The following is a 25,385-nucleotide window of genomic DNA, read 5'->3' as shown; positions in this document are numbered from 1 at the left end:
ACGCGCCGGTCGCCGACCGGCCGGACGGGCCCGTCAGGCGACCAGCCCGGCCAGCTTGCGCAGCGACTCGGACAGCGCGGCGGTCGCCGAGTCCTTGAGCTTCCCGGCCATCAGGGAGACGGCCGCACCCGTGAACTCCCCGTCGATCCGCACCGTGGTGGCCCCGCCGTCCGAGGTGAGGGAGTAGCGCGTGCCGACGGTGACGCCCATCGGGCCCTTGCCCCGGATCGCCAGCACCCGCGCGGTCTCCAGCTCCTCCACCGTCCAGGTCACCTCGGCGGGGAAGCCCATCAGCTTCATGTTCTCCGCGAAGCTCGCGCCCGTCTCCAGGGCGGCCGGGCCGCCGTTCGGGAAGTCGGTGTGGGTGGCGTTCCACTCGCCGTACGAGCCCCAGTCGGTGAGCCGCGCCCACACCTTCTCGGCCGGTGCCTCGATGCGTGCCTCCGCGCTGACTACGGCCATGGGACCACCCCTTCACGCGTACCAGACGGCATTCGGTGTCGCGGAACGTAGCCGCCGGGGCGCGAACATTCAATACTGATGAACCGTCAGTTCTGCGGTCTCTCCGTCGAGCCCGTCGATCCACCAGATCTGCGCCGAATCGAACCAGTCCGAGGCGCGCGGGCCGCCGCCCTCGTCGTGGCAGTGGAACGCGGCCCAGAAGAGGTCGGCCGGCAGGGCCTCCCGCGGCGCGTACACGCGGTAGACGTACTGCCGCCCGTCCTGCGCGAGGAGGGCCACCATCCAGAACATGCCTCAAGGGACGATAAAGGACGGCCCCGTGGTTGCGCGGAGGGCGTAGGGCAAGGCGGCGCGCGCCCCCGGGGCGGAACTTCCGCGATCTCATCCGCAAGGAGGAGGCGGCGGGCGCCGGAGCACGACCCGGGTGGGATGCGCACATGCTCCTCACCGGGGATGACCTGGCCCTTCGGGCCTGATGAGGTGGAAGGGTGCAAGCCCCCGTCCCTCCGGTCCCGCCGCCCGACCGTGCCTCCGACCGCGCCCCCGACTCCGCGTCCCCGTGCCTTCCCGTCCGCCCGCCGGCGCCCCGGGTCCCGCGACTGCTGCCCGCCGAGCGCCGCGCCGAACTCGCCGACCGGCTGACCGCGGAGCTCGTGACCGCCCTCGACGGCGCCCGGCGCCGGGCCCTGCGGGACGGCGACCGGCAGATCGACACCGCCCACCTGCTGCACTCCCTCGTCGAGTCCGACCCCGAGGCCGCCGCCGCGCTCGGCGACGGCGAGCGGCTCGCCCGCGTCCTCGGCTACCTCGTCCAGCGCTCCATCGGCTACGGGCTGCGCTGGCAGCGCTCGGTCGAGGACACCGGCACCTCCCTGCCCGTCCTGCGCGGCGCCGCCGCCGGCACCGCGGGCTGGTCCCCCGCGGCCGCCGCCGCCCTGGCCACCGCCTTCGAGCGCGCCGCGCGCCGGGACGACCACGGCGGCGCCCACCCGGACGACCGCCGGGTCCGCGGCCTCGACCTGCTCGCCGCGCTGGCCGCCGACCCGGACAGCCGGGCCGCCGAGGTGCTGCGCCGGGCCGGGGTCGAACCCCGTGCCCTCACCGCCCGGATCGAGCGCCCGTCTCAACAGGTGTAACGGGGGTTACGCCCCTGACCGGGTCCTGTCATCATGGCCCGATGCACGCGTCTCAGGGGAGAAGCGCCGGCCTGGGACTCGCCCTGGCCTCGGCCTTCGCATTCGGTGGTTCGGGAGTGGCGGCCAAGCCGCTCATCGAGGCGGGACTCGACCCGCTCCACGTGGTGTGGCTGCGGGTGGCCGGCGCCGCCCTCGTCATGCTGCCCGTGGCCTGGCGCCACCGGGACCTGGTGCGCCGCAAGCCCGCCCTGCTCGCCGGCTTCGGCCTGCTCGCGGTCGCCGGCGTCCAGGCCTGCTACTTCGCCGCGATCTCCCGGATCCCGGTCGGCGTCGCCCTGCTCATCGAATACCTCGCCCCCGCGCTCGTCCTCGGCTGGGTGCGCTTCGTCCAGCGCCGGCCGGTCACCCGGCGCGCCGCGCTCGGCGTGGTGCTCGCCGTCGGCGGTCTCGCCTGTGTCGTCCAGGTCTGGTCCGGGCTGAGCTTCGACCTGCTCGGACTGCTCCTCGCGCTCGCCGCCGCCTGCTGCCAGGTGGGCTACTTCGTCCTGTCCGACCAGGGCAGCGACGAGGCCGAGCCCGCCGACCCGCTCGGCGTCATCGCGTACGGACTGCTCGGCGGCGCGCTCGTGCTCACCGCCGTCGCCCGGCCCTGGGGCATGGACTGGTCCGTCCTCGGCGGCACCGCCGACATGAACGGCACCGAGGTGCCCGCCGGACTGCTCATCGGCTACGTCGTCCTGGTCGCCACCGTCCTCGCGTACGTCACCGGCGTCATCTCGGTGCGCCGGCTCTCTCCGCAGGTGGCCGGCGTGGTGGCCTGCCTGGAGGCGGTCATCGCCACCGTCCTCGCGTGGGTGCTGCTCGGTGAGCACCTGGCCGCCCCGCAGATCGTCGGCGGCGCGGTCGTCCTCGTCGGCGCCTTCATCGCCCAGTCCTCCACCCCCAAGGCGGCGGCCGCCGAGCCGGTCGCGGGCTCGGCCGCGGCCCCCGCGGCGGATACCGGCGTGACGGCCGGGCGGACCTCCGCGTAGGGTCCCCCCATGCACGCGACCGTTCTTCCGCCCCCCGCCCCGTAGCGCGGGCGGCACCTTCCGCTGACGAAGACCGGGCCCGGGGCGGGCCGATCCGGCCCCCGGGTGGTTCGTCGCTGCCCGCCCGCGGAGCCGAGCGACCACCTCACCCCCGTCTTCACACGGAGAACGCACGTGTCGACTTCCTTCGGTCCCGCCCTGTCCACGGGGCGGAGCCTCACCTATCTGATCGTCGCCGGAATCGCCTGGGGCACCGCCGGGGCCGCCGCCTCGCTGGTCTTCCGGGCCAGCGACATGGGGCCCCTCGCCCTCTCCTTCTGGCGCTGCGCCGGCGGCCTCGTCCTGCTGCTCGGCGCACAGGCGCTGCGGCGCGGGCGCGGTGCGGGGCCCGCCGGGCCCGCCGAGCCGAGGGGCCGGCGGCTGGTCCGGATCCTCGGGACCGGCATCGGCCTGACCGTCTTCCAGAGCGCCTACTTCGCCGCCGTCCAGGCCACCGGCCTCGCCGTCGGCACCGTCGTCACGCTCGGCGCCGGACCGGTGCTGATCGCCGTCGGCGCGCGCGTCCTGATGGGCGAGCGGATCGGGGCCGGCGGCGCCGCCGCGGTCGGCGGGGCGCTCGCCGGACTCGGCGTCCTCGTCCTCGGCAGCGGCGGCGCGGAGGTCCGCCCGCTCGGCGTCCTCCTCGCCGTGCTGTCGGCCGCCGGATACGCGGCGATCACCCTGCTCACCCGCTGGCTCGGCCGCACCGGCGGCGGCAGCGGCGACGCGCTGTCCACCACCACCTGGGCCTTCGCCGTCGGCGCGGCGGGCCTGCTGCCCATGGCCGGCGCGGAGGGCCTGCTCCCGCACGCCGACGCGCCGCTGCGGCTGCTCGCCCTGCTGCTCTACGTCGCGGCCGTGCCGACCGCCCTCGCGTACGCCCTCTACTTCGCCGGGGCGGCCGTGGTCCGCGCCGCCACCGTCTCCGTGATCATGCTCCTGGAGCCGGTCAGCGCCGCCGTCATCGCGGTCACCGTGCTCGGCGAACGCCTCACCCTCGCCACGGTCGCCGGCACCCTGCTCCTGCTCGTCGCCGTCACCGGCCTCGCGCTCACCGAGGCCCGCACGCCGACGGCCGCGGCGAGCTAACCCTCCGTCCCGGGCGTGCGGCGGGCCTTGTGGGTGAGGGCCGCCGCGTCGCCCGGGGCGCCGCGGGCGGTCAGGCGGGCGGTGACGCGGTCGCGGATCGCGGGCGGCTTGTTGCCGCCGTACTTGAACTTGGCGCGCACGTCGGTGACCTCCAGGCGCAGCATCCGGATGCCCGGGAGCAGCCGGCCGAAGGGCGCCTCGCCCGGGACGGCGGGGGCCGTGCCGCCCTCCGGCTGGAAGTGGGCGACCTGGCGGTTGAGCGGGGCCGCCTTCTCCTCCGGGTCGTCCACGACGTGGGCCGTGCAGCGCAGCTGGACGGCCGCGTAGAAGGAGGTCGGGGTGCCGTGCTCGGGCGGCGCGCCGTCCGGGGCGGTCCAGTGGCCGGGGACGTAGACGTAGTCGTCGACCACGCTGAGCAGCACGGTGGGCGAACGCTCCAGGTCGTGCCAGAGCGGGTTGGGCCGGGCCAGGTGGGTGAGCGCCCGGCCGTACGGGCCGGGCTCCGGCTCGTAGCGGAAGTGCAGCGGCTGCACCCACGGCGGCTCGCCGGGCGCGCCGTTCACCGCGAGCTGCCCGAAGTCGTGGCGGGCCAGCCAGTCCCGCCACTCGCCCTCGTCGAGCGCGGCGTCCCAGGGGTGGATCAGCACGGGGTCTCCTGGAGGGCGGCGAGGTAGCCGGGGAACGGCAGGGAGGCGGGCTGGTCGGCGGCCGGAACGGGGGTGCCGTAGCCGCGCCGAACCGGGACCACGCCGGCCCAGTGGGGGAGCGCGGCGTCCTCGGGCTCGTCGTTGGGGCCGCCGGTGCGGACCTTCGCGGAGACCTCGGCGAGGTCGATGCGGAGCACGGCGGTGGCGGCGAGCTCCTTGGCGTTGCCGGGACGGGAGTCGGCGGCGCGGCCGGGGACCACGTGGTCGACGAGCGCGTCGAGCGCGGTGCGCAGCTCCTCGGGGTCGGTGACCTGGTGGGCGGTGCCGTGCACCACGACGGAGCGGTAGTTGATCGAGTGGTGGAAGGCGGACTTGGCGAGCACCAGCCCGTCCACGTGGGTCACGGTCAGACAGACGGGCAGGCCCGGGGCGTCCTCGCCGCGGCCGGCGGCGCGCAGCGGCCGGGAGCCGGTGGACCCGTGCACGTACAGGCGCTCGCCCATCCGCCCGTAGAGGGTGGGCAGTACGACCGGCGCGCCGTCGCGGACGAAGCCGAGGTGGCAGAGGTAGGTCTCGTCGAGGATCGAGTGCACCAGCTCGCGGTCGTACGAGGCGCGTTCCCGGGAACGGGTCGGCACGGTGCGCTCGGTGGGGGCGTACTCCCGGGCGGTGGTGGGTGCTTCCGTCGCGGTCATTGCGGACTCCATTGCACTAGTGCATAATCTGTTTTGTGCTAGGAGAGTATCGGATCGAAGGTCGTCGCGCATCGGAGATCGCCGCCAGCGTCGAGCGCGGAGTCGGCACCGGGCAGCTCAAGCCCGGACAACTCCTTCCGCCCATGCGGGAGTTGGCGGCTGACCTCGGGGTGAATCCGAACACCGTCGCCGCCGCCTACCGCACCCTGCGCGAGCGCGGGGTGATCGAGACCGACGGGCGGCGCGGCAGCCGGGTGCGCTCCGCCCCCGCGACCACCGCGCGCGGTTCCCTCCGGGTCGAGGCCCCCGAGGGCGTCCGGGACGTCAGCAACGGCAGCCCGGACCCCGCGCTGCTTCCGCCGCTCGCCGAGGCGCTCGCCGCCGTCGCGCGCGAGTACGCCGAGCGGCCGCCGATGTACGGGGAGGCGCCGGTGGACGAGGAGTTCGCCCGGCTCGCCCGGGCCGCCTTCGACGCGGGCGGGGTGCCCGCCGGGCCCGTCGGCGTCGCGTCCGGCTCGCTCGACGCGGTCGAGCGGGTGCTCGCCGCCCATCTGCGGCCCGGCGACGCCGTGGCCGTCGAGGACCCGGGCTGGGGCAGCCTGCTCGACCTGGTGCCGGCCCTCGGTCTGCGGCCCCTGCCGGTCGCCGTGGACGACGAGGGGCCGCTGCCCGAGGCGGTGGCCCGCGCGCTGCGCGCCGGCGCCCGGGCCGTGATCGTCACCGACCGCGCCCAGAACCCGACCGGCGCCTGCGTCACCGCCGAGCGGGCCGCCGCGCTGCGCGCGGTCCTCGCGGCCCACCCGGACGTGCTGCTCGTCGAGGACGACCACGGGCACGGCATCGTCGCGCAGCCGCTGCACCCGCTGGCCACGGGGGAGGGGAAGTGGGTCTTCGTGCGCTCGGTCGCCAAGGCCTGGGGCCCCGACCTGCGGATCGCCGCCTTCACCGGCGACCCCGAGACCGTCGACCGGGTGCTCGGCCGGCAGCGGCTCGGGCCCGGCTGGGTCAGCCGGCTGCTCCAGCGGGCGGTCGTGCACCTGTGGACCGCGGGCGCGGTGGACCCGGCCGAGGTCGCGGCCTCCTACGGGGCGCGGCGCGACGGCCTGGTGCGGGCGCTCGCCCGGCGCGGCGTCGAGGCGCACGGACGCAGCGGCATGAACGTCTGGGTCCCGGTCGCCGACGAGACCGGCGCCGTCGCCCGGCTCCTCGCCGCGGGCTGGGCGGTCGCCCCCGGCGCCCGCTTCCGCATGGACGCGGGCCCGGCGGTCCGCCTCACCGTCTCGGGCCTCGGCCGCTCCGACCTGGAACCGCTGGCCGACGCGGTGGCGTACGCGGCGGGGCCGGCGCCGGCCCGGAGCTACGGCTGAGCGGGTCCGGCAGGGGTGGCGCCGCGAGCGGATGGCGGTGCTACGAGCGGATGGCGGGGCTACGAGCGGCCGGCCGTCGTCTCGGGCCGTGCGGTGCGGGGCGGGGCGGCGGCCACCGGGGGCTCCGGGGAGCTGCGGCGAGGGGCACGGGTCTGGGTGAGGGCGGCGCCCGCGAGGACGACGATCGCGCCGACCGGGGTGTTCCAGGAGAGCTGCTCGCCGAGCAGCGCGACGCCGGCGGCGGTGGCGATCACCGGGATGAAGTACGTGACCATGGACGCCGTCGTCGGGCCCACCTCGGCCACCACCCCGTACTGGAGCAGCATCGCGCAGCCCGTGCCGAGCGCGCCCAGGGCGATCACCGAGAGCAGCGGGAGCACCTCGACCGAGCCCGGCCAGTCGGTGAAGAGCGGGGTGACCAGGGCCAGTTGGAGCGTGGCCAGACCGACCTGGGAGCCGGCGAGGGAGAGGTTCGAGGCGCCGGTGCCGGCCAGGGTGCGGCGGACGTAGATCCAGCCGACCGCGTAGCTGAAGGAGGCGAGCAGGGCCATCGCCGTGCCCGTGACGTCCAGGCCCGAGAAGCCCTGCCAGGCGCCGAGCACCGTGAGCACCCCGACGAAGCCGATGCCGAGGCCCGCCGCGCGGACCCGGGTGGGCCGGTCCTCGGAGAGCGCCACCAGCGACAGGAGCATGCCCCACAGCGGGGTCGTCGCGTTGCAGATGCCCGCCAGCGTGGACGGGATGGTCAGCTCGGCGTACGAGAACAGCGAGAACGGCAGCGCGTTGAGCAGGAAGGCCGCCACCGTCAGATGGCCCCAGGTGCGCGCGCCGCGCGGCAGCCGGTCGCGCTTCACGGCCATGGCGACGGCCAGCACCGCCGTACCGAACAGGAGCCGGCCGAAGGTCACCTGGAACGGCGCGAAGCCCTCCGTGCCGACCTTGATGAAGAGGAAGCTGAAGCCCCAGATCAGGGCCAGGGCGCCGAAGCGGACGCGCCAGTCGACCTGCGGCCGGCGGGGTGCGGAAGAGGTGGCGGGGCTGCTCATGCCGTCCAGCCTGGCCGAGCCGACCTCGTAGTACAAGCGAGAATTCTTGGAGGGGACCTCTTAGAATCGCTTACATGTTGAATCTGGAGCGCCTGCGGACCCTGGACGCCGTCGCGCGGCACGGCTCGGTGAGCGGCGCCGCCGACGGACTGCACGTCACGACCTCCGCCGTCTCGCAGCAACTGGCCAAACTGGAGCGCGAGATCGGGCAGCAGCTGCTCGCCCGCAGCGGACGCGGGATCCGGCTCACCGACGCCGGACTGCTGCTCGCCGAGCACGCCGCCCGGATCCTCTCGCAGGTGCAGCTCGCCCAGGCGGACATCGAGGCGCAGCGCGGCCAGGTGGTCGGCGAGGTGCGGATCGCCGCCTTCCCCACCGCGATGCGCGGTCTCTTCCCCGCCGCCATCCGGTCCCTCCGCTCCGCCCACCCCGAACTGCGGGTCCACACGGCCGAGCTGGAGCCCGACTTCGGGACCCGGGACGTGCTGCGCGGCGACAGCGACCTCGCCGTCGTCCTCGACTGGAACAACAAGCGGGCGCCCGTCCCCGCCGGGCTGGAGCGCGCCCATCTGCTCGACGACTCCGCCGATGTCGCGCTGCCCGCCGACCACCCGCTGGCCGGCCGGGCCTCCGTCGAGCTCGACGACTTCGCCGACGAGGAGTGGGTGTCCTGGCCGGCCGGCGAGTTCTGTCACGACTGGCTGATGTTCACGCTGCGCGACAAGGGCATCGAGCCGCGCATCGCGCACGTCGCCGGTGACCACCACACCCAGCTCGCACTGGTCGCGGCCGGGCTCGGCGTGTGCGTGGCGCCCCGGCTCGGCCGCCCGGCGACCATGGACGGGGTGTCCTTCGTGCCGGTGCGCCAGCCGGTGCGCCGGCACATCTACGCCACCTGGCGCGCCGACGCGGGCCGCCGCCCCTCGATCCGCGCGGTCGTGGCGGCGCTGCGCGAGGCGGGGGCCGCGTACGACGGGTGAGGTGACCGGGCCGGGCGGGGCCCGTGTACGACGGATGAGGTGACCGGGAGGGGCGGGGGCGGCCGGGGCCGGGGTGCGTGCCACCGGGCCGGGGCCGCGTCAGATCTTGCGGAAGTCCCAGGAGGCGATCGCCTCCGGGGTGAGCCGCAGCCAGGCGTGCCGCCCGTCGTGCGGCATCGCGTCCAGGCCGAAGTTCTTCGCGGCGAAGAGGCGCTCGGGAGCCTCCAGTTCGGGGCAGGGCTCGCCGGTGCGCGGGGCCTCGCCGACGAACTCCACGGTGCCCGACAGCTCCACGCCGCGCAGCTCCCCGTACTCCACGCCGTCGTCGACCACGACCGCGACCTGGGGCCGGGCCCGCAGCTCGGCCCAACGGCGGCTGCGGGTCAGCGAGTAGAGCCAGAGCGAGGTGCCGTCCCAGGCGAACCAGAGCGCGCTGACGTGCGGGCGGCCGTCGGCCGACACGGTCGCGACCCGGCAGGTGCGCTGTTCGGTGAGGAAGGCGTCGAGCTCGGCGGGGGTCATCATGATCCTGCGGCCGCGGCGCTGTGCGACGGTCATCGTGCGCACCCTTCTGGATTTCTGATGGCGTGTCAGAAATCATGGGGCCTGGGAGTGGCCGGCGACAAGGAGGCGGACGGCATGGGACAGCGGGAACAGCTCAGGGAACTGCTCGCACCGGACGGTGCCGTGCTGCTCACGGTCGAGTGCCAGCAGGGGGTGGTCGGCAGCGAGAGCGCCCTGCCCGAACTCGCCGCGGTGGCCCGCGCGTCCGGGGCCCTGCGCAACGTGGCCCGACTGGTCGCCGCCGCCCACGCGGCCGACGTCCAGGTCCTGCACGCCGTCGCCGAACGGCGCCCCGACGGGCGGGGTGCCAACCACAACGCGCGTCTGTTCCGGGCCGCCGCCCGGCTCCCCGTGCAGCAGTACACCGGCAGCTCCGCCGTACGGATCGCCGCGCCGATCGAGGTGGCCGCGCAGGACCTGGTGGTGCGGCGGCTGCACGGCCTCTCGCCGATCGCCGGCACCGACGTCGACGCGCTGCTGCGCAACCTCGGCTGCCGCACCCTGGTCGTCACCGGCGTCTCCGCCAACGTCGCCGTCCCCAACGCGGTGTTCGACGCCGTGAACCTCGGCTACACGGTGGTCGTGCCCTCCGACGCCATCGCGGGCGTGCCCGCCGACTACACCCCCGCGATGATCCGCAACACCCTGGCCCTCGTGGCCACCATCACCACCACCGACGAGCTGCTCGGCTGCTGGAAGGCGCCCCGGCGCGCGTCGCGCCCGACCTCCGGCTGACCCCTCGCGGCGTCAGCCCAGCCGGATCGCCTCGCCGGTCACCTCGATCGGCATCGGCTCCAGCGGCTTCGTCGCCGGCCCCTGCTTCACGCTGCCGTCGTTGACGTCGAAGCGGCTCTGGTGGCACGGGCAGACGATCACGCCGTCGGCCACGCTGCCCACCGCGCAGCCCTGGTGCGTGCAGCGCGAGGAATAGGCCTTGAACTCGCCCTGCTTGGGCTGCGTGATGACCACACCCTTGTCGGCGAGCACCTTCCCGCCGCCCACCGGGATGTCGCCGGTCTTCGCGAGCGGCGCGTTCTCCTCGTGCACCTCCGTGCCGCCGGAGCCGTTCTTCCCGCCGTCACCGCTCCCGCCGCAGGCGGCCAGGGCGGCCGTCAGACCCGCTCCGCCCGCCGCCGCGACGACGGTCCTGCGCGCCACACCACTCATCTCGTCCCTCTCGCATGTTCCGCGTGGTCCCCGTGCGCCGCCCATGCTGGCGGACGGAGGGGCGCCACGTCAGCAGGGCGCGGGCAACGGATCGCGCGGGGGACTGGACGCCGCCCCCGCGACGGCGCGGACCCGCAAAGGAAACCGAGTTGAATATGTAACTCGGTAATGTTTTCATGAGGGCATGAAGCACAGCGACCTCGCACCCGTCCTCGTGACCGGCGCCACCGGCCGGGTCGGCCGGATCGTCATCGACCACCTCCTCGACGCCGGCGCACCGGTCCGCGCCCTCGTCCGCCGCCCCGAGGCGGCCGCGACCCTGCCGCCCGCGGTCGAGGTCGTCCTCGGCGACCTCACCGTGCCGGAGACGCTCGACCCGGCCCTGAAGGGGGCGGGCGCGGCACTCCTCGTCTGGACCGCGCCGCCCGGCAGCGCCGAAGCGGTCGTCGAGCGGATCGCCGCACACGTACCGCGGGTCGTCTTCCTCTCCTCCCCGCACCGGACCCCGCACCCGTTCTTCCAGCAGCCCAACCCCATGGCGCTGCTGCACGCCGACATCGAGCGGTTCATCGCGGCCGCCGGCCTCGGAGCGACGATCGTCCGCCCCGGCATGTTCGCCTCGAACGCGCTCGCCTGGTGGGCGCCGGCGCTGCGCGCGGGCGATGTCGTCCGCTGGCCCTGCGCCGCCGCCGAGGCGGCCCCCGTCGACGACCGCGACATCGCGGCCGTCGTGGCACGCACCCTCCTCCACGAGACCCACATCGGCGGGGACTACGTCCTCACCGGGCCGGAATCGCTGACCCACGCCGCCCAGGTGAGCGCCATCGGCGCCGCCCTGAACCGCCGGATCGCGTACGAGGAGATGCCGCCCGAGGAGTTCAGGACCCGGTCGGGCGCCCCCGGCCCGGTCGTCGACATGCTGCTCGCCGCCTGGAACGCGTCCGTCGGCCGGCCCGCGTACCTCACCAGCACGGTCGCCGACCTCCTGGGCCGGCCGCCCCGCACGTTCCGCCAGTGGGCCGCCGACCACGCCGCGGCGTTCACGGGCGACGCCGGCGCCGGGTCCCGCACGGCCTGACCGGGGCCGGCGGCGCGCGTGGCCGGATGACCCCGCCGCAGGGTGTTCCCGCCGATTTCGGCGTACCAGAGTTTTCCGCAACGCCCTTGCAGAGATGATCGGTTGTGACCACTCGGCAGCAGGACCCGGTCGTGCGGCCGGCGCTCGCCACCAGGAGAACGATGAACCAGAGACTGCGACGCTTACTCGGCACCGGCTCCGCCGCCGCGTGCGCGATCGCGCTGCTGGCCGGCTGCGCGAACGGCCCCGGGGCGGAGGAGCCCGGGGCCTCCCGGAGTCCCGGGACCCCGCGGGCCCCGCAGACGAAGGCGGCCCCGCCGGGACGCTTCGCCTCCGCCGACCCCGGTTCCGTCAACACCTACTGGATCACGGCGCCGGACGGCCTGGTCGTCGTCGACACCCTGCGCACTCCCGCGGACGCCCGGAAGGCGATCGAGGCCATCAGGAAGACCGGGACGCCCGTCGCCGCCGTGCTCCTCACCCACTCGCACCCCGACCACGTCGGTGGCGCGGGCGCCTTCCACGAGGCCTTCCCCGACGCGCCCCTCTACGCCTCCGCGTCGACCGACCGGGCCATGCGCGAGGACAAGCGGGGCTTCTACCCGCTGGCCCGTTCCGCCAACTCCGCCTTCCCCGCCCGGATCACCTACGCCGACAGGACGTTCCAGGACGGTACGCCACTGCAGGTCGCCGGCCTGCGCTTCGAGACCGCCACCTTCGACCACGGCGAGTCCGACACCGCGACCGTCTACTACCGCCCCGACACCGGCGACCTGTTCGCCGGCGACCTGGCCACCAGCAAGGTCACGCCCGCCCTGCTCGAAGGGAACAGCTGCGGCTGGCTGCAGATCCTCGACGCACTGGGCCGGCGCTTCCCCGAAGCCAGGACGACCTACCCCGGGCACGGCCTGCCGGGCCCCGCCACGCAGCTCGCCGCCCAGCAGCGCGACTACCTCGTGCGGTTCCGCGACCTCGTCCGGCCCGCCGTCGCCGCCGGCTCGCCCGCCGGGCGGACGGTCGCCCCCGGCGAACAGAAGACGATCACCACCGAGATGGGGCGCTCCTACCCCGGTCACCCGCCGGTCGCGGACCTGCCGACCCTCGTCCAGGAGAACATCAAGGCCGTCGCCCGGGAACTGACCGCCGAGAATCCCGCCAGGCTCCCCGCGGCCTGCTCCGACAAGCCGCGGGAAGCCGCGCTGCTGCCCCCGGTCGACGCCTACGTCGACGCCGTCAACAAGGGTGATCTCGACGCCCTGACGGGCGCGTTCGCCGCGGACGCCGAGGTCGTCGACGTGGGCCGGCGCATCCAGGGGCGCGCCGCGATCCGCGCCTGGGCCGAGAAGGAGGTCATCGGCGGCCGGCTGACCGTGCTCAGGGTCGCCGAGACCCGCCCCGGCCACCAGCGTCTCCTGGTGCAGTTCGCGCCGGGAGGCACGGGCGGCTTCGGCGCCTTCTACGCCTTCACCGTGGAAGGCGCCTCGATCACCAAGGCCGAACTCGCCTACGCCCCTTGAGCCCGACGCCCGGAGGGCCCCTCCCGCGGTCGACGCGGAACGCCCTCCTCAGGCGTCCTCCCGCTCGAAGGCCCGCAGCAGGTCGGCGGCCACGCTCACCGCGATCGTCGCGGGCTCCTTGCCCGTGACGTACGCGAGGCCGATCGGCGTCTTGATCCGGTCGATCGTCGCCTCGTCGTGGCCGCCCTCGGTCGCCAGACGCCTGCGGAACCGCGCCCACTTGGCCGCCGAGCCGATGAGCCCGATCGAACCGAGATGATCCGCGCGCAGCGCCGCGTCGCACAGCGCCGCGTCCTCGGCGTGATCATGAGTCATGATCAGGACGTGCGTGCCCGGGGGGAGTTCGGCGAGCACCTCCTCGGGCAGCAGCGGCGCGTGGTGTACGTGCACCTGCGCCACCGCGTCCGCCAGCGCGGCGAGCCGCTCCTGCGCGAGCATGTCCGCGCGGGAGTCCACGAGATGCAGGTCCAGTTCCTGGCGCGCCAGGATGCGCGCCAGCTCCATTCCGACGTGCCCCACGCCGAAGATCGCCACCGCCCGTGCCACGGGCAGCGGTTCGAGCAGCACCGAGACCGCGCCGCCGCAGCACTGCACGCCGTGCCGGCCGGTCACCTTGTCGTTCAGGGCGAAATCCATCAGCTCCGGCTCCCGCTGGGACGAGGCGATCAGCTCCCGGGCGCGGTCGATGACGACGGCCTCGACGTTGCCGCCGCCGATCGACCCCCAGGTCCCGCTCCGTCCCACGACCAGCTTCGCGCCGGCGTCGCGCGGGGCGTGGCCGCGCACGGTCGCGACGGTCACGAGCACGCCGGGCTCCCGGCGCGCCCGCAGCCGCGCGACCGCGGCGAACCACGTCACGTCAGACACCGGCCGGCACGTCGGCCGACGCTCCGGCGACGGCGGCGGCGCCCGCCGCGGCACCGCGCGCCGACTCGATCGCCCAGTACACCGCCTCCGGCGTCGCCGGCGAGGCGAGTTCGACGCTCACCCCGTCCGGGCCGAACGCCGCCGCGGCCTGCCGCAGCGCCTCCCGTACCGAGAACGCCAGCATCAGCGGCGGCTCGCCCACCGCCTTCGAGCCGTACACCGCGCCCTCCTCGGTCGCGTTCCTGAGCAGCGTGACGTGGAACTCCTCGGGCATCTCCGAGAAGCTCGGCAGCTTGTACGTGCTCGCCGCCTGGGTCAGCAGACGGCCCCGGTTCGGCCCGTCGCCGGTGTCCCAGCGCAGGTCCTCCAGGGTCAGCCAGCCGGCGCCCTGCACGAAGCCGCCCTCGACCTGGCCGATGTCGATCAGCGGGGACAGGCTGTCGCCGACGTCGTGCACGATGTCCACCCGCCGCAGGCGGTACGCGCCGGTGAAGCCGTCCACCTCGACCTCGGCCGCGGCGGCGCCGTGCGCGAAGTACTTGAACGGCGAGCCGTGGAAGGTCCCCGCGTCCCAGTGCAGGCCCTCCGTGCGGTAGAAGCCGGCCGCCGACAGCTGGACCCGCTGGAGGTACGCGGTGCGCACCAGCGCGTCCCAGGGCAGCTCGTCCTCGCGGCCGAGGGCGCGCGCGACGCCGTCCACGATCCGTACGTCCGAGGCGTTGACGCCGAGCTGCGTCGCGGCGACCTGGAGCAGCCGTTCCTTCAGCTGCTCGCAGGCGTTCTTCACCGCCGCGCCGTTGAGGTCGGCCCCGGCGCTCGCGGCGGTGGCGGAGGTGTTGGGGACCTTGTCGGTACGCGTCGGGGCGAGCCGCACCTTGTGCAGCGGGACGCCCAGCGCCGTCGCCGCCACCTGGAGCATCTTGGTGTGCAGGCCCTGGCCCATCTCCGTGCCGCCGTGGTTGATCAGGACGGAGCCGTCCTTGTAGATCAGCACGAGCGCGCCGCCCTGGTTGAAGGCGGTGAGGTTGAAGGAGATGCCGAACTTGAGGCCGGTGAGTGCGAGACCGCGCTTGGTGTGCGGGTGCGCGGCGTTGAACGCCGCGATCTCGCGCCGCCGTTCGTCGAAGCGGGCGTCGCTCTTGACCTGCTCCCAGACGGCGGTGATCCGCTCGGGGCGGGTGACCGGCTGCCCGTACGGCGTCGACTGGCCCGCCCGGTAGAAGTTGCGCTCCCGCAGCTCCGTCGGGTCCAGGCCGAGGAGCGGCGCGCAGCGGCCCATGATGTCCTCGATCACCAGCATGCCCTGCGGTCCGCCGAAGCCGCGGAACGCGGTGTTGGAAACCTTGTGGGTGCGCGCGACGCGGCCGGCGACGCGGGCGTTGGGGATCCAGTACGTGTTGTCGATGTGGCACAGGGCGCGCGCGACGACCGGCTCGGACAGGTCCAGGCTCCAGCCGCCGTCCGCCGTCAGGGTGGCGTCGAGGGCCTGGATGCGCCCCTCGGCGTCGAAGCCGACCCGCCACGTGGCGTGGAAGCCGTGCCGCTTGCCCGACATCGTCAGGTCCTGGGTGCGGTTGAGCCGCACCCGCACCGGGCGGCCGGTCAGCTTCGCGCCGAGCGCGGCGACGGCGGCGAAGCCGTGCGGCTGCATCTCCTTGCCGCCGAAGCCGCCGCCCATCCGCAGGCACTGCACGGTCACCTCGTGACTGTGCAGGCCCAGGACGTGGGCGACGATCTCCTGCGTCTCGGACGGGTGTTGGGTGCTGCTCTGCACGAAGACCTGCTCGGCCTCGTCGACGTAGGCGAGCGCCGCGTGCGTCTCCAGGTAGAAGTGCTCCTGGTCGGAGAACTGGAACTCGCCGCTGAAGACGTGCGCGGAGTCGGCGAAGCCGGCGTCGACGTCGCCGGTCACCATCACGGGCCGGGTGCCGTGGAAGCTCCCGGCCTCGATCGCCTCCCGCAGGGTGACCAGCGAGGGCAGTTCGTCGAGCTCCACCTCGACGGCCGCGGCGCCGAGCCGGGCCGCCTCCAGGGTCTCGCCGAGCACCCAGGCCACCGCGTGCCCGTGGAACATGACCTCGTCCGGGAACAGCGGCTCGTCGTGCTTCATCCCGGCGTCGTTGACCCCCGGGACGTCGGCGCCGGTGAGCACGCGCACCACGCCCGGGACGGCGAGCGCCGGCTCGGTGCGCAGCGCGGTGATCCGGCCGTGCGCCTTCATCACCTGCACGGGGTGGGCGTGCAGCACGTCCTTGGTGCGCTGCACCAGGTCGTCGGTGTAGAGCGCGGTGCCGGTCACGTGCAGGGCGGCGCTCTCGTGCGGCAGCGGCAGCCCGACGACGGGCTTCTCGGGGCGTTGGGACAACTGGCTCATGACGACACCGCCTTGGTGGTACGGGCCTCGGTGGCAGGCGCCTCGGGCGCACGGGTTCCGGTGGTACGGGGCTCGGCGGCCCGCGCGTACAGCTTCCGCAGGCTCTGGCCGAGCATCGCGGAGCGGTAGGCGGCGCTGGCCCGGTGGTCGTCCATGGGCGTGCCCTCGGCGCGCAGCACCGCGGCCGCGGCCTCGACCGTCTGCGCCGTCCAGGGCATGCCCTCCAGGGCGGCCTCCGTGGCGAGCGCGCGGACCGGGGTGGCGGCGACGCCGCCGAGGCCGATGCGCGCCTTGTGGACGACACCGTCCCGGAGGTCGAGCGCGAAGGCGACCGCCACGCTGGAGATGTCGTCGAAGCGCCGCTTGGCGATCTTGTGGAAGGCCGTGACGGGCGACAGCGGCAGCGGGATCCGCACCGCGCGGATCAGCTCGCCGGGCCGGCGCACGCTCTGCCGGTACCCGGTGAAGTACTCCGCGAGCGGGACCTCCCGCTCGCCGTCGGCGTCGGCGAGCAGCACCGACGCCTCCAGGGCCAGGAGCACCGGCGGGCTGTCGCCGATGGGGGAGCCGGTGCCCAGGTTGCCGCCGAGGGTCGCGCCGTTGCGGATGAGCCGGGACGCGAACTGCGGGAACAGCTCGGCGAGCAGCGGCACGGAGCCGTCGAGGCGGCGCTCGATCTCGGTGAGCGTCAGCGCCGCGCCGATCTCGATCGCGTCGGACTCGACGCGCAGCGCGCGGAGTTCGGGCAGCCGGTCGACGGCCACCACGCAATCCGCCCGCCGGGCGCGGATGTTGACCTCCACGCCCCAGTCCGTGGAGCCCGCGACCACCACCGCGTCGGGCCGCTCGCGCAGCAGCCGCAGGGCCTCCGCGAGGGTGCCGGGCCGGACGAACGAGCGGTCACCCTGGGCGTACCGGGTGGCGACGGGCGCGGGCGGCGCCTGGTCGCGGCGCCGGGCCAGCGGGTCGTCCTCGGCGGGCGCGCCGACCGCGAAGGCGGCGTCGCGGATCGGGCGGTAGCCGGTGCAGCGGCACAGGTTTCCGCTCAGCGCGTGCAGGTCGAAGCCGTTCGGGCCGTGCTCGGCGTCCCCGTCGCCGTCGGCCCCGGCCGCGTCGGCGGACGGCGCCGGGTGGGCGCAGCGGTCGGGGCGGTAGTACTCGGCGGCCATGCTGCACACGAAGCCCGGCGTGCAGTAACCGCACTGGGAGCCGCCGCGGACGGCCATCTCCTCCTGCACCGGGTGCAGGGCGGGCGCCGTGCCGGGCGCTCCGGCGGTGGCGAGGCCCTCGGAGGTGACGACCTCCTGCCCGTCGAGGGCGGCGACCGGCACCAGGCAGGCGTTGACCGCCACCCAGTCGGTGGGCCTCTCCACACCGGGCCGCGCCACGAGGACCGAACAGGCGCCGCACTCGCCCTCGGCGCAGCCCTCCTTGGTGCCGGTGAGGCCGCGCTCGCGCAGGAAGTCGAGGACGGTGGTGTGCGGGGCGGCCGGGGCGATCGGCGCCTCGGTCCCGTTGACGGTGATCCGCGGCTCGGTCATGCCGGGCTCCCGTCACGGCGCGGGTGCGCGCGAAGGACCGTCGGTGTGGTCGGTGTGGTCGGTGTCGTCGGAGCGGTCGGTGGCGTGGGATGCGTCGGGTGCGCCGTGTCGGCCAAGGCTCGGGAGCTTTCTGTGTGCGGGGTGCGCTGCGGCACCACGGGAGGCGGAGGGCGCCGCACGCGCCGGGGAGGGCGCGCCGGCGGCGTACCGCGGGGGAGGAGAAGGAGGCGTCGTCGGGGGGCGCCGGCACCGGTCGGGTGCGCGGGACGCCGAGGACCGCGGCGAACGCGCGGGAGGCGCAGACCACGGAGGACGCCGGAACGGAAGCGCGCGGGCGCGCGACGGAGGTGCGGAAGACGGGCGCCGCGCTCCCGCGGCGCCCCGGAACGGCGCTGTCAGCAGCCGTGCGCTATGCGACCCGGTACCCAGACGGTGCTGCGGGCGAGGCGACCCAGGTCAGAGCTGGTGCACATCCGACGGTCGCCTCCCTCCGGTCGTCATGGTCCGATGCCCCGCAAAGTAGTTGCTGCCCTGACCATGGTCAAGAGCCCGTCCGCACCTGGGGACACCAGGGGCGGACGTCCGGGTCAGGCGCGCCGGGCGCGCCCGGCGGCCCGGCCGAGGAACAGGCCCATCAGGAGCATCGCCAGGCCCAGGCCGAAGTGGAGCCAGTTGTCGGGCTCGTTCACCGGCACGAAGTTGGCGTCGCTGCCGAGGTCGATGAGCAGTCCGTACAGCCACAGGACGAGATAGATCAGCCCGCCGCCCACGAGGTACGAGCGGGCGGTGGGCGCGGTCCTCGACATGGCGATGCCGGCCACGCCGAACAGCAGGTGCACGATGTTGTGCAGCACGGACACCTGGAAGACGCCGAACAACTCGGCGCCCGAGTCGTGCTCCGCGAAGGTCATCGCGTCGTAGCCGGTGGTCACGCCCGGAACGAACCCGAGGATCCCGACCACCAGGAACACCGCGCCGACCAGCAGCGCGGCCGTCCGGAGAGGTGATGCCGCGCCGGCCGAGGAGCGGCTTCGAGTCATCATGGCGGTTCCCTTCTGCCCACACGCCCGGCGCACCGCCGGGCACGGTCGCTCGACCGGCGGGTGCCCCGCCCCACGCGATTCATGGCCGGCCGGGCGACGCGGGCCCGGAATCCGCCCGTCGCCGCGCCCCGGCCCCCTCGCCCACCAGTACCGCGCGGCCGGCCGCCCCGTGCTTGACGCCCGCGCAGGGCGGGCATCACCGGAGCGTGAAGTCACGGCCGTACGGGCGGAGTTGGTACCGGGAGCGGCTTCCCCCGTGGTTACGGGGGCTGGTCCTCCTCGCAGTCGGGTGGGCCCTCGTGCTCTGCGCGCAGCAGGTGGTCGACGGATACGGCGCCACCATGGACTACCGCCGGGCGCCGCTCTGCGCGGAGACGGACGACGGCGGCGCCTGCGTACGGCGCGAGGCCGGCACCGTCCTCGACCGGCGGGAGGGCGAGCACTGCACGACCAGCGGCGCCGGCGGCGGCACGAACGCCGGCACGACCGGGGGCGCCGGCACCACCACCTGCACCCCGTACTACGACCTCAGGGTCGCGTGGAGCGGCCGCACCGAGTGGCTGGGCGTGGCCTCCGAGACGTACCGGGAGGCCAGGGCGGGCGACCGCGCCGAGCTGCGGCTGTGGCGGGACGAGGTGGTGGGCCTGGATGTGCGCGGGCACACCCGCACGTACCCGCCGGCCTCGCAGACGGGCGTCCGGCTGTGGCTCGCGGCCGCCTGCCTGCTCCTCGGCATCGGCGCCTGGGCGGCGGTGAGCGGCCGGCCCTCCGGCCTCCTCTCCTTCTCCGGCTACGGCTGGCTCTTCATCGCCTTCGGCGCCGGGTGGCTCGGCTCCATGGCCCTCTTCGGCGGGCACCCCGTCGTCTGGGCCTTCGCCGCCCTGTGGACGGGCTTCGCGGTCTTCTGGACGGTGAGCGCCCGGCGCATGGCCTGACCACCCGGCCCGCCGGTCAGCTGCCGAGCAGGGTCCCGAGCGGCGACAGCTGGTTGCCCGACAGGGGCAGGTTGTCGAGCGGCGGCGTGCCCTGCGCGACGCTCGGCGCCGCGGCCGGACGCGGATCCGGCGCCTGGCCGTCGCCCGGGCCGGCGGCCAGGGCCGCTCCGGCCGAGCCGAGGGCCACGGCCCCGGCCAACAGCACTCCACCGACGAACGTGGACCTCATGGAACCGCCTTCCGAGAGAAGCATCAGGACGTGCGTGTGCGGCCTGGTCAACGACGCCGGCCGGCCGAGGACACCGGCACCCGCCGGGCGGGGCGGCGGCGGGCCCTGGCGGCGGGTGCGGAAACGAAAGGGGGCGGGCCCGCCGTCCGGCGGCCCGCTCCCCTCTCGTCATGCCGTGGCGGCGGCAGTGGCCGTGGCCGCGGTCGCCGTCTCGGGGGCTTCCTCCACGGTGGCCGGCGCGCCCACCCGCTCGGTGCGGGCCGTCTGCCGGGCCCGCAGGCCGAGGCGGGCGATGACGGCGACGAGCGCGAAGGCGGCGGCGCCGATCCAGAAGGTGAGGGTGAAGCCGGACTCCGCGGGCAGGGCCGGGACGCCCGCGGGCAGGTGCTCGATCGTCCGCGAGGCCAGGATCGTGGTGACCACGGCGCTGCCGATCGCGCTGCCGGTGGAGCGGGAGATGGAGTTGATGCCGTTGGCGATGCCGCTCTGGTGGTGCGGGACGCTCGCCATGATGACGGCGGGCATGGCCGCGTAACCGAAGCTGACCGCCGCGCCGACGATCACGCCGGCGCCGATGACGGAGGCGGTGTGGCCGTGGTCGAGGGCGAGCCAGCCGAAGCCCACGGCGCCGAGTGCGGCAGCCAGGGTCAGCGCGGTGCGGGGGCCGCGGTGGCGGACGAGGCGGCCGCCGATCGGCGAGGCGAGCAGCGAGACGATCGCGCCGGGCAGCAGGAACTCCACGGAGGCGCGCAGGATCGAGGCGCCGAAGCCGTAGCCGGTGAGGGGCTCGGGCATCTGGACGAGGTAGGAGACGCCCAGGAAGTTGGCGAACATGCCGAAGCCGACGAGGACGCCGGCCAGGTTGGCCATGAGCACCGGGCGGTGCACGAACATCCGCATGTCGACGAGGGGTTCGCGGACCTTGAGCTCGGTGAGGACCCAGACGACGGTCATGACGGCCGCGGCCGCGAAGCTGCCCAGGGTACGGCCGGAGGTCCAGCCCCACTCGTGGCCCTGCGAGATCGGGAGCAGGAGCAGCAGCAGGGTGGCGCCGAGGGTGAGCGCGCCGAGGAAGTCGGTGCGGCCGCCGGTCTTGTGGCGGGTCGCGGGGACCAGGAACACCACCGCGAGGAGGGCGATCGCGGCGAAGCCGGTGGCCATCCAGAAGGCGCTGCGGTAGTCGGCGTCGGAGCCGGAGGTGAGCAGGCCGGTGGCGACGAGCGCGAGGCCGCTGCCGAACGCCAGGGTGCCGCTGACCAGGGACATCGCGCCGGGCAGCTTCTGCGGGCGGATTTCCTCGCGCAGCACGGAGAGGGCCAGCGGGAAGATCGCGGTGGCGGCGCCCTGGAGGACGCGGCCGAGGATCAGCAGGGGGAGCGAGGTCGCCAGGGCGGCGACGACGGAGCCGGCGACCATGACGCCGAGGACGGCGACCAGGGTGGGCTTCTTGCCGTGCTGGTCGCCGAAGCGGCCGAGCAGCGGGGTGAAGACGGCGGCGGAGAGCAGGGTGGCGGTGGTCACCCAGCTCACGTTCGCGGCCGAGGTGCCCAGGTCGGCGCGGATGAGGCCGAGGATCGGGACCGGCAGGGTCTGCATCATCGACACGACCATGGCGGCGAGGCTGAGCGCGAAGACGACGAGCGTCTCGCGCCGGGGGTCGGCGGCGGGCGGAGCGGTCTGGTGGCTCATGAGCGGGGGAACCTTCTTGGTGCTTCAGTTCGTAGATGTTTGATGTCCTCAAGTAATACGTCGAAGGTAGGGGGCGATGCTTGAGGTCGTCAAGTAAATACTTGACCATCTCAAGGAGCGGGCCTCGGGGTCGCGCCCGGTGGTCCCGCACGCTCGGTACGCGGGAAGGACGGCGCCGGGCGGATCTCCGCCCGGCGAGGACGGGGGCGACAGCCGGCCCGGGATCTCGTTCCGGAGGGGCCCGACCGGGCCCGGCCCGCTGCGTCGAGTGGCCGGTACCGCGCATCCGTCCGCCCCGAACGGAGGACCATCCGCCGCTCAGGGCCGCGGCGCGGAGCGCGGAGGAGGTGGTGCCGGTCTTCGTCCGCCCGGCCGGCCCGGTGTCCGCGCCGAACCGTCTCCCGGACGGTCCCCTCCCTATTCGGGGATCCGCGGCCTGCCGGGCGCCGCGACGCCGGCAAGGTGCTCGGCGTACGCGTCGAGGGCGGCCAGCGCCTGGGTGTCGTCGCGGTCGATGAGCCAGTTGAGGGTGAGGCCGTCGAGGAAGTTCAGGCCGTAGCGGGCGAGGACGGGGACCTCGACGGTCCAGTGGATGCCGGCGAGCTCGGCGATGGCCTCGAGGTGGTCGATGTTGGCCTGGAGATAGTGCTGGTACTGGCGCCGGGCCACGTCGGCGAGGCCCGGCTCGCGCAGTGCGTGCTGGGTGAGCTCGTAGGTGACCAGGTGCTCGGCGGGGCGGGCGCGGATTCCCTCCCAGTACGCGTGCAGTGTGGAGCGGATGATGTCGCGGGGGCCGTCGCCGTGGGCGGGGGACGCCGGTGCGAACGTCAGCGATCTGAGCATGATCCGTTCGATCACGCTGTGCAGGAGCTCCTGCTTGGAGCGGAAGCAGTAGTGGAAGGCGCCCAAGGGGAGCCCGGCCTCGCCGACGACGGCTCGGGTGGTGGCCTTGGCGACGCCGTCGCGGATCATGACGCGGATGGCGGCCTCGACCAGTTGCTCGCGGCGGGCGTCGGCCGACTGGCGGGCCATGGGGGCTCCCTGGATCGTGGCGTGGGGCAGGTCGGGGGCACCGTACCCCGGGTCAAAGCCCCGGGTCACAGGAAGGCGTGGCCCTCTCCCCGGTAGGTGGGGACGACGTCGACGATCCTGCCGCCGTCGACGAGGTGCAGCCGGTCCACGCGTTCGCACAGTTCGCCCGCCTTGGCGTGCCGGAACCACACGCGGTCGCCGAGCCGCAGCCGGTCGGCCGCCTCTCCGGTGAGCGGGGTCTGCACCTCTCCGGCTCCCTCGCGCGGCACGTAGCGCAGACCGGCGGGCCACACGGGGGTGGGCAGCCGGTCGGTGCCGGGCGCCCCGGAGGCGACCCAGCCGCCGCCGAGCACGGTCACGTGGCCGGGCGCGGGGCGGCGGACCACGGAAAGGACGAAGTGGGCGGCGGGCAGCGGGCGGAAGCCGCGGTAGTGGTGGAAGAGGCCGGGTGCGTACAGGCCGGAGCCCGCGCCGAGTTCGGTGACGGCGGGTTCGCCGGAGGTGCCCTCCAGGCTGCCGGTGCCGCCGCCGTTGACGAACTCCAGGGGCGTCAGGGCCCGTACCGCCCTGACGGCGGCGGCGCGGCGCTCGCGCAGTTCGCGTGCGGAGATCCGTTGCATCAGCCGGACGGCGGTGCGGGCGAGGGCCGGGCCGGGCCGGTCGTCGCCGACGCCGGCGATCTGCCCTTCGTACGACATGATGCCGACGAGCCGGAAGCGCGGCCGGGCGAGCACCGCGCGGGCCAGGTCGCGGGCCTCGTCGGCCGAGTGCACGGGCGACCGGCGCATGCCCAGGTGGATCCGGCCGCCGAGGACGCGCAGGGAGGCGTCGAGGTCGAGGCAGACGCGCAGCGGCGGGCCGTCCGGGCCGACGACCGCGGCAAGCAGGTCGAGATGGGCGACGGAGTCGACCATGAGGGTCACGCGGGCCGCGAGCTCGTCGTCTCCGGCCAGGCGGCGCAGCGCGACCGGATCCACCGACGGGTAGCCGACGAGGACGTCCTCGTGCGTCTCGGCCAGCCACAGCGCCTCGGGAAGGGTGAAGGCCAGGATCCCGGCGAAGCCGGGCAGTCGCAGCACGTGGTCGATCAGGGGGCGGCAACGCAGCGACTTGCTGGCCAGGCGGATCGGCTTGCCGCCGCAGCGCCGGGTCATCTGCGCCGCGTTGGCGCGCAGGGCACCGAGGTCGACGACGGCGAAGGGCGGCTGGAGCTCCGCCGTGGCCTCGTCCAGCGCGGCGAAGCCGGCCGGTGCCGTCGTCCCGTCGAGAGCTCGCTTCGTGGCGGTCTGCGTCGGGCTTCCCATGGCGGACGGGCCTTTCTGTCGGCGGACCGGGCGGCGCCAACCTCTCTTGGACAAGTGTCCAAGTCAAGAGGTCGCATCTCTTGACTTGGACGCCTGACCAAGTTCAACTTCCGGGAACCGCGCCCGGTCGCGGGCGGCCGTCGATCCATGCGAGAGGACTTCCGGTATGACCGAGGTATGGCGCAACTGGGCGGGAAACCAGGAGGCCCGGCCCGTACGGGTCCTGCGTCCGGGGAGCACGGCCGAGGTGGCCGAGGTCGTCACGGACGCGGCCCGTGCCGGGCGGCGGGTCAAGGCCGTCGGAGCAGGGCACTCGTTCAGCGCGGCCGCCGTCGCCCCTGACGTCCAGCTGCGCCTCGACCGGCTGGACGGCCTGCGCTCGGTCGACCCGGACAGCGGCCTGGTCACGGTCGGGGCCGGGATGCCGCTGTGGAAGCTCAGCCCGCTGCTCGCCGCCCACGGACTGGCGATGGAGATCATGGGGGACATCGACCGGCAGACCGTCTCCGGGGCGATCTCCACCGGAACACACGGTTCGGGCCGGCGGTTCGGCGGCATCGCCACCCAGGTCCGGGCGTTGCGTCTGGTCCTGGCGGACGGATCGGACGTCCGCTGCTCCGCCGACGAGCGCCCGGAGCTGTTCGAGGCCGCGCGCGTCGGACTCGGGGCGCTCGGGGTCCTCACCGAGGTCACGTTGCAGTGTGTCCCGCAGTTCGCCCTGCACGCCCGGGACACCGCGCTGCCGCTCGCCGAGACGCTCGGCCGGCTCGACGAACTCGTCGAGCACAACGCCCACTTCGAGTTCTTCTGGTTCCCGCACAGCACTACCACACTGACCCGACGCTTCGAACGCCTGCCCGATGGCACCCCGCTGAAGCCGCTGGGCGCGCTGAGCCGCCGTGTCGACGAGGCCGTCAGCAACATCGGCTTCGAGGGGCTGTGCCGGCTCGGCACGAGGGTCCCCTCCCTGGTGCCACCGATCACCCGGCTCGCGGCACGGGCCATGTCCGCCCGGGAATGGACCGACCTGTCGCCGCGCGTCTTCGCCTCGTCGCGCGAGGTCCGCTTCCACGAGGGCGAGTTCGCGATCCCCCGTGAGCACGCGATCGACGCGCTCGAGGAGATCAGGCGCTGGGTCGACACCCACGACGAAGCGGTCTCGTTCCCGCTGGAGGTCCGTTTCGCCGCCCCCGACGACATCTGGCTGTCGACCGCTCAGGGCCGCGAGAGCTGTTACATCGCCTTCCACCAGTACCACCGGATGCCGTACGAGCGGTACTTCCGGGCCTGCGAGGAGATCCTCGGCGGTTTCGGAGGCCGCCCGCACTGGGGCAAGATGCACACCCTCGACGCCCAGGCCCTGCGCCCCCGCTACCCGCGCTTCGACGACTTCGTCGCGCTGCGCGACGCCCTCGACCCGACCGGGGTCTTCGCCAACCGCTATCTCGACCGCGTCCTCGGCCTCGCCCCGCGGGCGACCCCCGTCACCGCCGAAGGCGCCGCCCGCGCCGCCTGACCACGGGCCGGACGCTCAAGCCGCGCCTCGAACGGGT

General features: G+C 74.6%; 25 protein-coding genes. 10 read left to right on the top strand and 15 right to left on the bottom strand.

Annotated elements, in window-relative coordinates; translation table 11 throughout:
• Positions 1-33: 33 nt before the first annotated feature.
• Together ACIGW2_RS16325 and ACIGW2_RS16320 are read right to left on the bottom strand one after the other, a co-directional pair.
• Entirely contained in the window at positions 34-462 is a 429-nt protein-coding gene (locus ACIGW2_RS16325) for an SRPBCC family protein (protein ID WP_399844107.1), read from the bottom strand.
• Positions 463-531: 69 nt separating this feature from the next.
• Complete coding sequence (locus ACIGW2_RS16320; protein ID WP_361588086.1) at positions 532-753, bottom strand: hypothetical protein; 222 nt, start codon at positions 751-753, stop codon at positions 532-534.
• A gap of 311 nt (positions 754-1,064) precedes the next feature.
• Here ACIGW2_RS16320 and ACIGW2_RS16315 point away from each other — a divergent pair, with 311 nt between their 5' ends.
• From ACIGW2_RS16315 to ACIGW2_RS16305, 3 genes are all read left to right on the top strand, one after another.
• Positions 1,065-1,598, top strand: a complete 534-nt coding sequence (locus tag ACIGW2_RS16315; RefSeq protein WP_399844148.1) for a Clp protease N-terminal domain-containing protein — start codon at positions 1,065-1,067, stop codon at positions 1,596-1,598.
• 41 nt (positions 1,599-1,639) lie between these two features.
• On the top strand, positions 1,640-2,629 hold the full coding sequence (locus ACIGW2_RS16310; RefSeq protein ID WP_361588084.1) for an EamA family transporter: 990 nt from the start codon (positions 1,640-1,642) through the stop codon (positions 2,627-2,629).
• 174 nt (positions 2,630-2,803) lie between these two features.
• Positions 2,804-3,757: a DMT family transporter gene (locus ACIGW2_RS16305; protein WP_399844105.1), complete on the top strand. Its 954-nt coding sequence runs from the start codon at positions 2,804-2,806 to the stop codon at positions 3,755-3,757.
• Here the strand turns inward: ACIGW2_RS16305 and ACIGW2_RS16300 are convergent.
• Positions 3,754-4,404 carry an FMN-binding negative transcriptional regulator gene (locus ACIGW2_RS16300; protein ID WP_399844103.1) on the bottom strand — a complete coding sequence of 217 codons (651 nt, stop codon included), beginning with the start codon at positions 4,402-4,404 and terminating at the stop codon, positions 3,754-3,756. The genes ACIGW2_RS16305 and ACIGW2_RS16300 overlap by 4 nt on opposite strands.
• A complete protein-coding gene (locus tag ACIGW2_RS16295; protein WP_399844101.1) occupies positions 4,398-5,099 on the bottom strand; it encodes a pyridoxamine 5'-phosphate oxidase family protein in 702 nt (233 codons plus the stop codon). The genes ACIGW2_RS16300 and ACIGW2_RS16295 overlap by 7 nt, the downstream gene beginning before the upstream one ends.
• Positions 5,100-5,134: 35 nt before the next feature.
• On the opposite strand from ACIGW2_RS16295, the gene ACIGW2_RS16290 reads away from it, so the two are divergent.
• On the top strand, positions 5,135-6,466 hold the full coding sequence (locus ACIGW2_RS16290) for an aminotransferase class I/II-fold pyridoxal phosphate-dependent enzyme (protein ID WP_399844099.1): 1,332 nt from the start codon (positions 5,135-5,137) through the stop codon (positions 6,464-6,466).
• A 59-nt stretch (positions 6,467-6,525) separates the two neighbouring features.
• Here ACIGW2_RS16290 and ACIGW2_RS16285 read toward each other — a convergent pair whose 3' ends face one another.
• Entirely contained in the window at positions 6,526-7,512 is a 987-nt protein-coding gene (locus ACIGW2_RS16285; protein ID WP_399844097.1) for a DMT family transporter, read from the bottom strand.
• 74 nt (positions 7,513-7,586) lie between these two features.
• Here ACIGW2_RS16285 and ACIGW2_RS16280 point away from each other — a divergent pair, with 74 nt between their 5' ends.
• Positions 7,587-8,492 carry a LysR family transcriptional regulator gene (locus ACIGW2_RS16280; protein ID WP_356060917.1) on the top strand — a complete coding sequence of 302 codons (906 nt, stop codon included), beginning with the start codon at positions 7,587-7,589 and terminating at the stop codon, positions 8,490-8,492.
• A gap of 99 nt (positions 8,493-8,591) precedes the next feature.
• Here ACIGW2_RS16280 and ACIGW2_RS16275 read toward each other — a convergent pair whose 3' ends face one another.
• On the bottom strand, positions 8,592-9,050 hold the full coding sequence (locus ACIGW2_RS16275) for a pyridoxamine 5'-phosphate oxidase family protein (RefSeq protein WP_391656908.1): 459 nt from the start codon (positions 9,048-9,050) through the stop codon (positions 8,592-8,594).
• Between the two features lie 81 nt (positions 9,051-9,131).
• Here ACIGW2_RS16275 and ACIGW2_RS16270 point away from each other — a divergent pair, with 81 nt between their 5' ends.
• Positions 9,132-9,791, top strand: a complete 660-nt coding sequence (locus ACIGW2_RS16270; RefSeq protein ID WP_391656909.1) for a cysteine hydrolase — start codon at positions 9,132-9,134, stop codon at positions 9,789-9,791.
• A 12-nt stretch (positions 9,792-9,803) separates the two neighbouring features.
• On the opposite strand, the gene ACIGW2_RS16265 is transcribed toward ACIGW2_RS16270, so the two are convergent.
• The gene (locus ACIGW2_RS16265) at positions 9,804-10,223 is read right to left on the bottom strand and encodes a Rieske (2Fe-2S) protein (protein WP_399844094.1); all 420 of its coding nucleotides are present in this window, start codon (positions 10,221-10,223) and stop codon (positions 9,804-9,806) included.
• Between the two features lie 184 nt (positions 10,224-10,407).
• Between ACIGW2_RS16265 and ACIGW2_RS16260 the strand changes: the two genes are divergently transcribed.
• Positions 10,408-11,301, top strand: a complete 894-nt coding sequence (locus tag ACIGW2_RS16260) for an NmrA family NAD(P)-binding protein (protein ID WP_399844093.1) — start codon at positions 10,408-10,410, stop codon at positions 11,299-11,301.
• Between the two features lie 161 nt (positions 11,302-11,462).
• A complete protein-coding gene (locus ACIGW2_RS16255) occupies positions 11,463-12,818 on the top strand; it encodes an MBL fold metallo-hydrolase (RefSeq protein WP_399844091.1) in 1,356 nt (451 codons plus the stop codon).
• Between the two features lie 48 nt (positions 12,819-12,866).
• Here ACIGW2_RS16255 and xdhC read toward each other — a convergent pair whose 3' ends face one another.
• From xdhC to ACIGW2_RS16235, 4 genes are all read right to left on the bottom strand, one after another.
• Positions 12,867-13,676, bottom strand: a complete 810-nt coding sequence (xdhC, locus tag ACIGW2_RS16250) for a xanthine dehydrogenase accessory protein XdhC (RefSeq protein WP_399844146.1) — start codon at positions 13,674-13,676, stop codon at positions 12,867-12,869.
• Between the two features lies 1 nt (position 13,677).
• Entirely contained in the window at positions 13,678-16,059 is a 2,382-nt protein-coding gene (gene xdhB / locus ACIGW2_RS16245; RefSeq protein ID WP_399844089.1) for a xanthine dehydrogenase molybdopterin binding subunit, read from the bottom strand.
• The gene (locus tag ACIGW2_RS16240) at positions 16,056-17,600 is read right to left on the bottom strand and encodes a xanthine dehydrogenase small subunit (protein WP_399844087.1); all 1,545 of its coding nucleotides are present in this window, start codon (positions 17,598-17,600) and stop codon (positions 16,056-16,058) included. The genes xdhB and ACIGW2_RS16240 overlap by 4 nt, the downstream gene beginning before the upstream one ends.
• 587 nt (positions 17,601-18,187) lie before the next feature.
• Complete coding sequence (locus ACIGW2_RS16235) at positions 18,188-18,643, bottom strand: DUF4383 domain-containing protein (protein ID WP_391656915.1); 456 nt, start codon at positions 18,641-18,643, stop codon at positions 18,188-18,190.
• A gap of 299 nt (positions 18,644-18,942) precedes the next feature.
• Here ACIGW2_RS16235 and ACIGW2_RS16230 point away from each other — a divergent pair, with 299 nt between their 5' ends.
• On the top strand, positions 18,943-19,578 hold the full coding sequence (locus ACIGW2_RS16230; RefSeq protein ID WP_399844085.1) for a hypothetical protein: 636 nt from the start codon (positions 18,943-18,945) through the stop codon (positions 19,576-19,578).
• 16 nt (positions 19,579-19,594) lie between these two features.
• Here the strand turns inward: ACIGW2_RS16230 and ACIGW2_RS16225 are convergent, their stop codons facing one another.
• The 4 genes from ACIGW2_RS16225 to ACIGW2_RS16210 all read right to left on the bottom strand — a co-directional run bounded on the left by ACIGW2_RS16225 (position 19,595) and on the right by ACIGW2_RS16210 (position 23,832).
• Entirely contained in the window at positions 19,595-19,807 is a 213-nt protein-coding gene (locus tag ACIGW2_RS16225; protein WP_361588056.1) for a hypothetical protein, read from the bottom strand.
• A gap of 168 nt (positions 19,808-19,975) precedes the next feature.
• Complete coding sequence (locus tag ACIGW2_RS16220) at positions 19,976-21,496, bottom strand: MFS transporter (RefSeq protein ID WP_399844083.1); 1,521 nt, start codon at positions 21,494-21,496, stop codon at positions 19,976-19,978.
• A 417-nt stretch (positions 21,497-21,913) separates the two neighbouring features.
• Positions 21,914-22,528 (bottom strand): TetR/AcrR family transcriptional regulator, encoded by a 615-nt coding sequence (locus ACIGW2_RS16215; RefSeq protein ID WP_391656918.1) that lies wholly within the window; start codon positions 22,526-22,528, stop codon positions 21,914-21,916.
• 65 nt (positions 22,529-22,593) lie between these two features.
• Positions 22,594-23,832, bottom strand: coding sequence for an amino acid deaminase/aldolase (locus ACIGW2_RS16210; protein ID WP_399844080.1), 1,239 nt, complete (start codon positions 23,830-23,832; stop codon positions 22,594-22,596).
• Positions 23,833-23,998: 166 nt separating this feature from the next.
• Between ACIGW2_RS16210 and ACIGW2_RS16205 the strand changes: the two genes are divergently transcribed.
• Positions 23,999-25,348, top strand: coding sequence for a D-arabinono-1,4-lactone oxidase (locus tag ACIGW2_RS16205; protein ID WP_399844079.1), 1,350 nt, complete (start codon positions 23,999-24,001; stop codon positions 25,346-25,348).
• Positions 25,349-25,385: the final 37 nt, after the last annotated feature.

Source organism: Streptomyces sp. NPDC053541, assembly GCF_044544705.1.
Lineage (GTDB): Bacteria > Actinomycetota > Actinomycetes > Streptomycetales > Streptomycetaceae > Streptomyces.
This window is presented reverse-complemented; position numbering and strand designations above follow the sequence as displayed.

Excerpts from the sequence above, each read along its gene's own strand:
- ACIGW2_RS16280 (WP_356060917.1), top strand. The coding sequence starts at position 7,587 with ATGTTGAATCTGGAGCGCCTGCGGACCCTGGACGCCGTCGCGCGGCAC.
- ACIGW2_RS16210 (WP_399844080.1), bottom strand. The coding sequence starts at position 23,832 with ATGGGAAGCCCGACGCAGACCGCCACGAAGCGAGCTCTCGACGGGACG.
- ACIGW2_RS16265 (WP_399844094.1), bottom strand. The coding sequence starts at position 10,223 with ATGAGTGGTGTGGCGCGCAGGACCGTCGTCGCGGCGGCGGGCGGAGCG.
- ACIGW2_RS16320 (WP_361588086.1), bottom strand. The coding sequence starts at position 753 with ATGTTCTGGATGGTGGCCCTCCTCGCGCAGGACGGGCGGCAGTACGTC.
- xdhB (WP_399844089.1), bottom strand. The coding sequence starts at position 16,059 with ATGAGCCAGTTGTCCCAACGCCCCGAGAAGCCCGTCGTCGGGCTGCCG.
- ACIGW2_RS16285 (WP_399844097.1), bottom strand. The coding sequence starts at position 7,512 with ATGAGCAGCCCCGCCACCTCTTCCGCACCCCGCCGGCCGCAGGTCGAC.
- ACIGW2_RS16260 (WP_399844093.1), top strand. The coding sequence starts at position 10,408 with ATGAAGCACAGCGACCTCGCACCCGTCCTCGTGACCGGCGCCACCGGC.
- ACIGW2_RS16215 (WP_391656918.1), bottom strand. The coding sequence starts at position 22,528 with ATGGCCCGCCAGTCGGCCGACGCCCGCCGCGAGCAACTGGTCGAGGCC.
- ACIGW2_RS16225 (WP_361588056.1), bottom strand. The coding sequence starts at position 19,807 with ATGAGGTCCACGTTCGTCGGTGGAGTGCTGTTGGCCGGGGCCGTGGCC.
- ACIGW2_RS16240 (WP_399844087.1), bottom strand. The coding sequence starts at position 17,600 with ATGACCGAGCCGCGGATCACCGTCAACGGGACCGAGGCGCCGATCGCC.
- ACIGW2_RS16325 (WP_399844107.1), bottom strand. The coding sequence starts at position 462 with ATGGCCGTAGTCAGCGCGGAGGCACGCATCGAGGCACCGGCCGAGAAG.
- ACIGW2_RS16205 (WP_399844079.1), top strand. The coding sequence starts at position 23,999 with ATGACCGAGGTATGGCGCAACTGGGCGGGAAACCAGGAGGCCCGGCCC.
- ACIGW2_RS16295 (WP_399844101.1), bottom strand. The coding sequence starts at position 5,099 with ATGACCGCGACGGAAGCACCCACCACCGCCCGGGAGTACGCCCCCACC.
- ACIGW2_RS16270 (WP_391656909.1), top strand. The coding sequence starts at position 9,132 with ATGGGACAGCGGGAACAGCTCAGGGAACTGCTCGCACCGGACGGTGCC.
- ACIGW2_RS16255 (WP_399844091.1), top strand. The coding sequence starts at position 11,463 with ATGAACCAGAGACTGCGACGCTTACTCGGCACCGGCTCCGCCGCCGCG.
- ACIGW2_RS16275 (WP_391656908.1), bottom strand. The coding sequence starts at position 9,050 with ATGACCGTCGCACAGCGCCGCGGCCGCAGGATCATGATGACCCCCGCC.
- ACIGW2_RS16235 (WP_391656915.1), bottom strand. The coding sequence starts at position 18,643 with ATGATGACTCGAAGCCGCTCCTCGGCCGGCGCGGCATCACCTCTCCGG.
- ACIGW2_RS16310 (WP_361588084.1), top strand. The coding sequence starts at position 1,640 with ATGCACGCGTCTCAGGGGAGAAGCGCCGGCCTGGGACTCGCCCTGGCC.
- ACIGW2_RS16220 (WP_399844083.1), bottom strand. The coding sequence starts at position 21,496 with ATGAGCCACCAGACCGCTCCGCCCGCCGCCGACCCCCGGCGCGAGACG.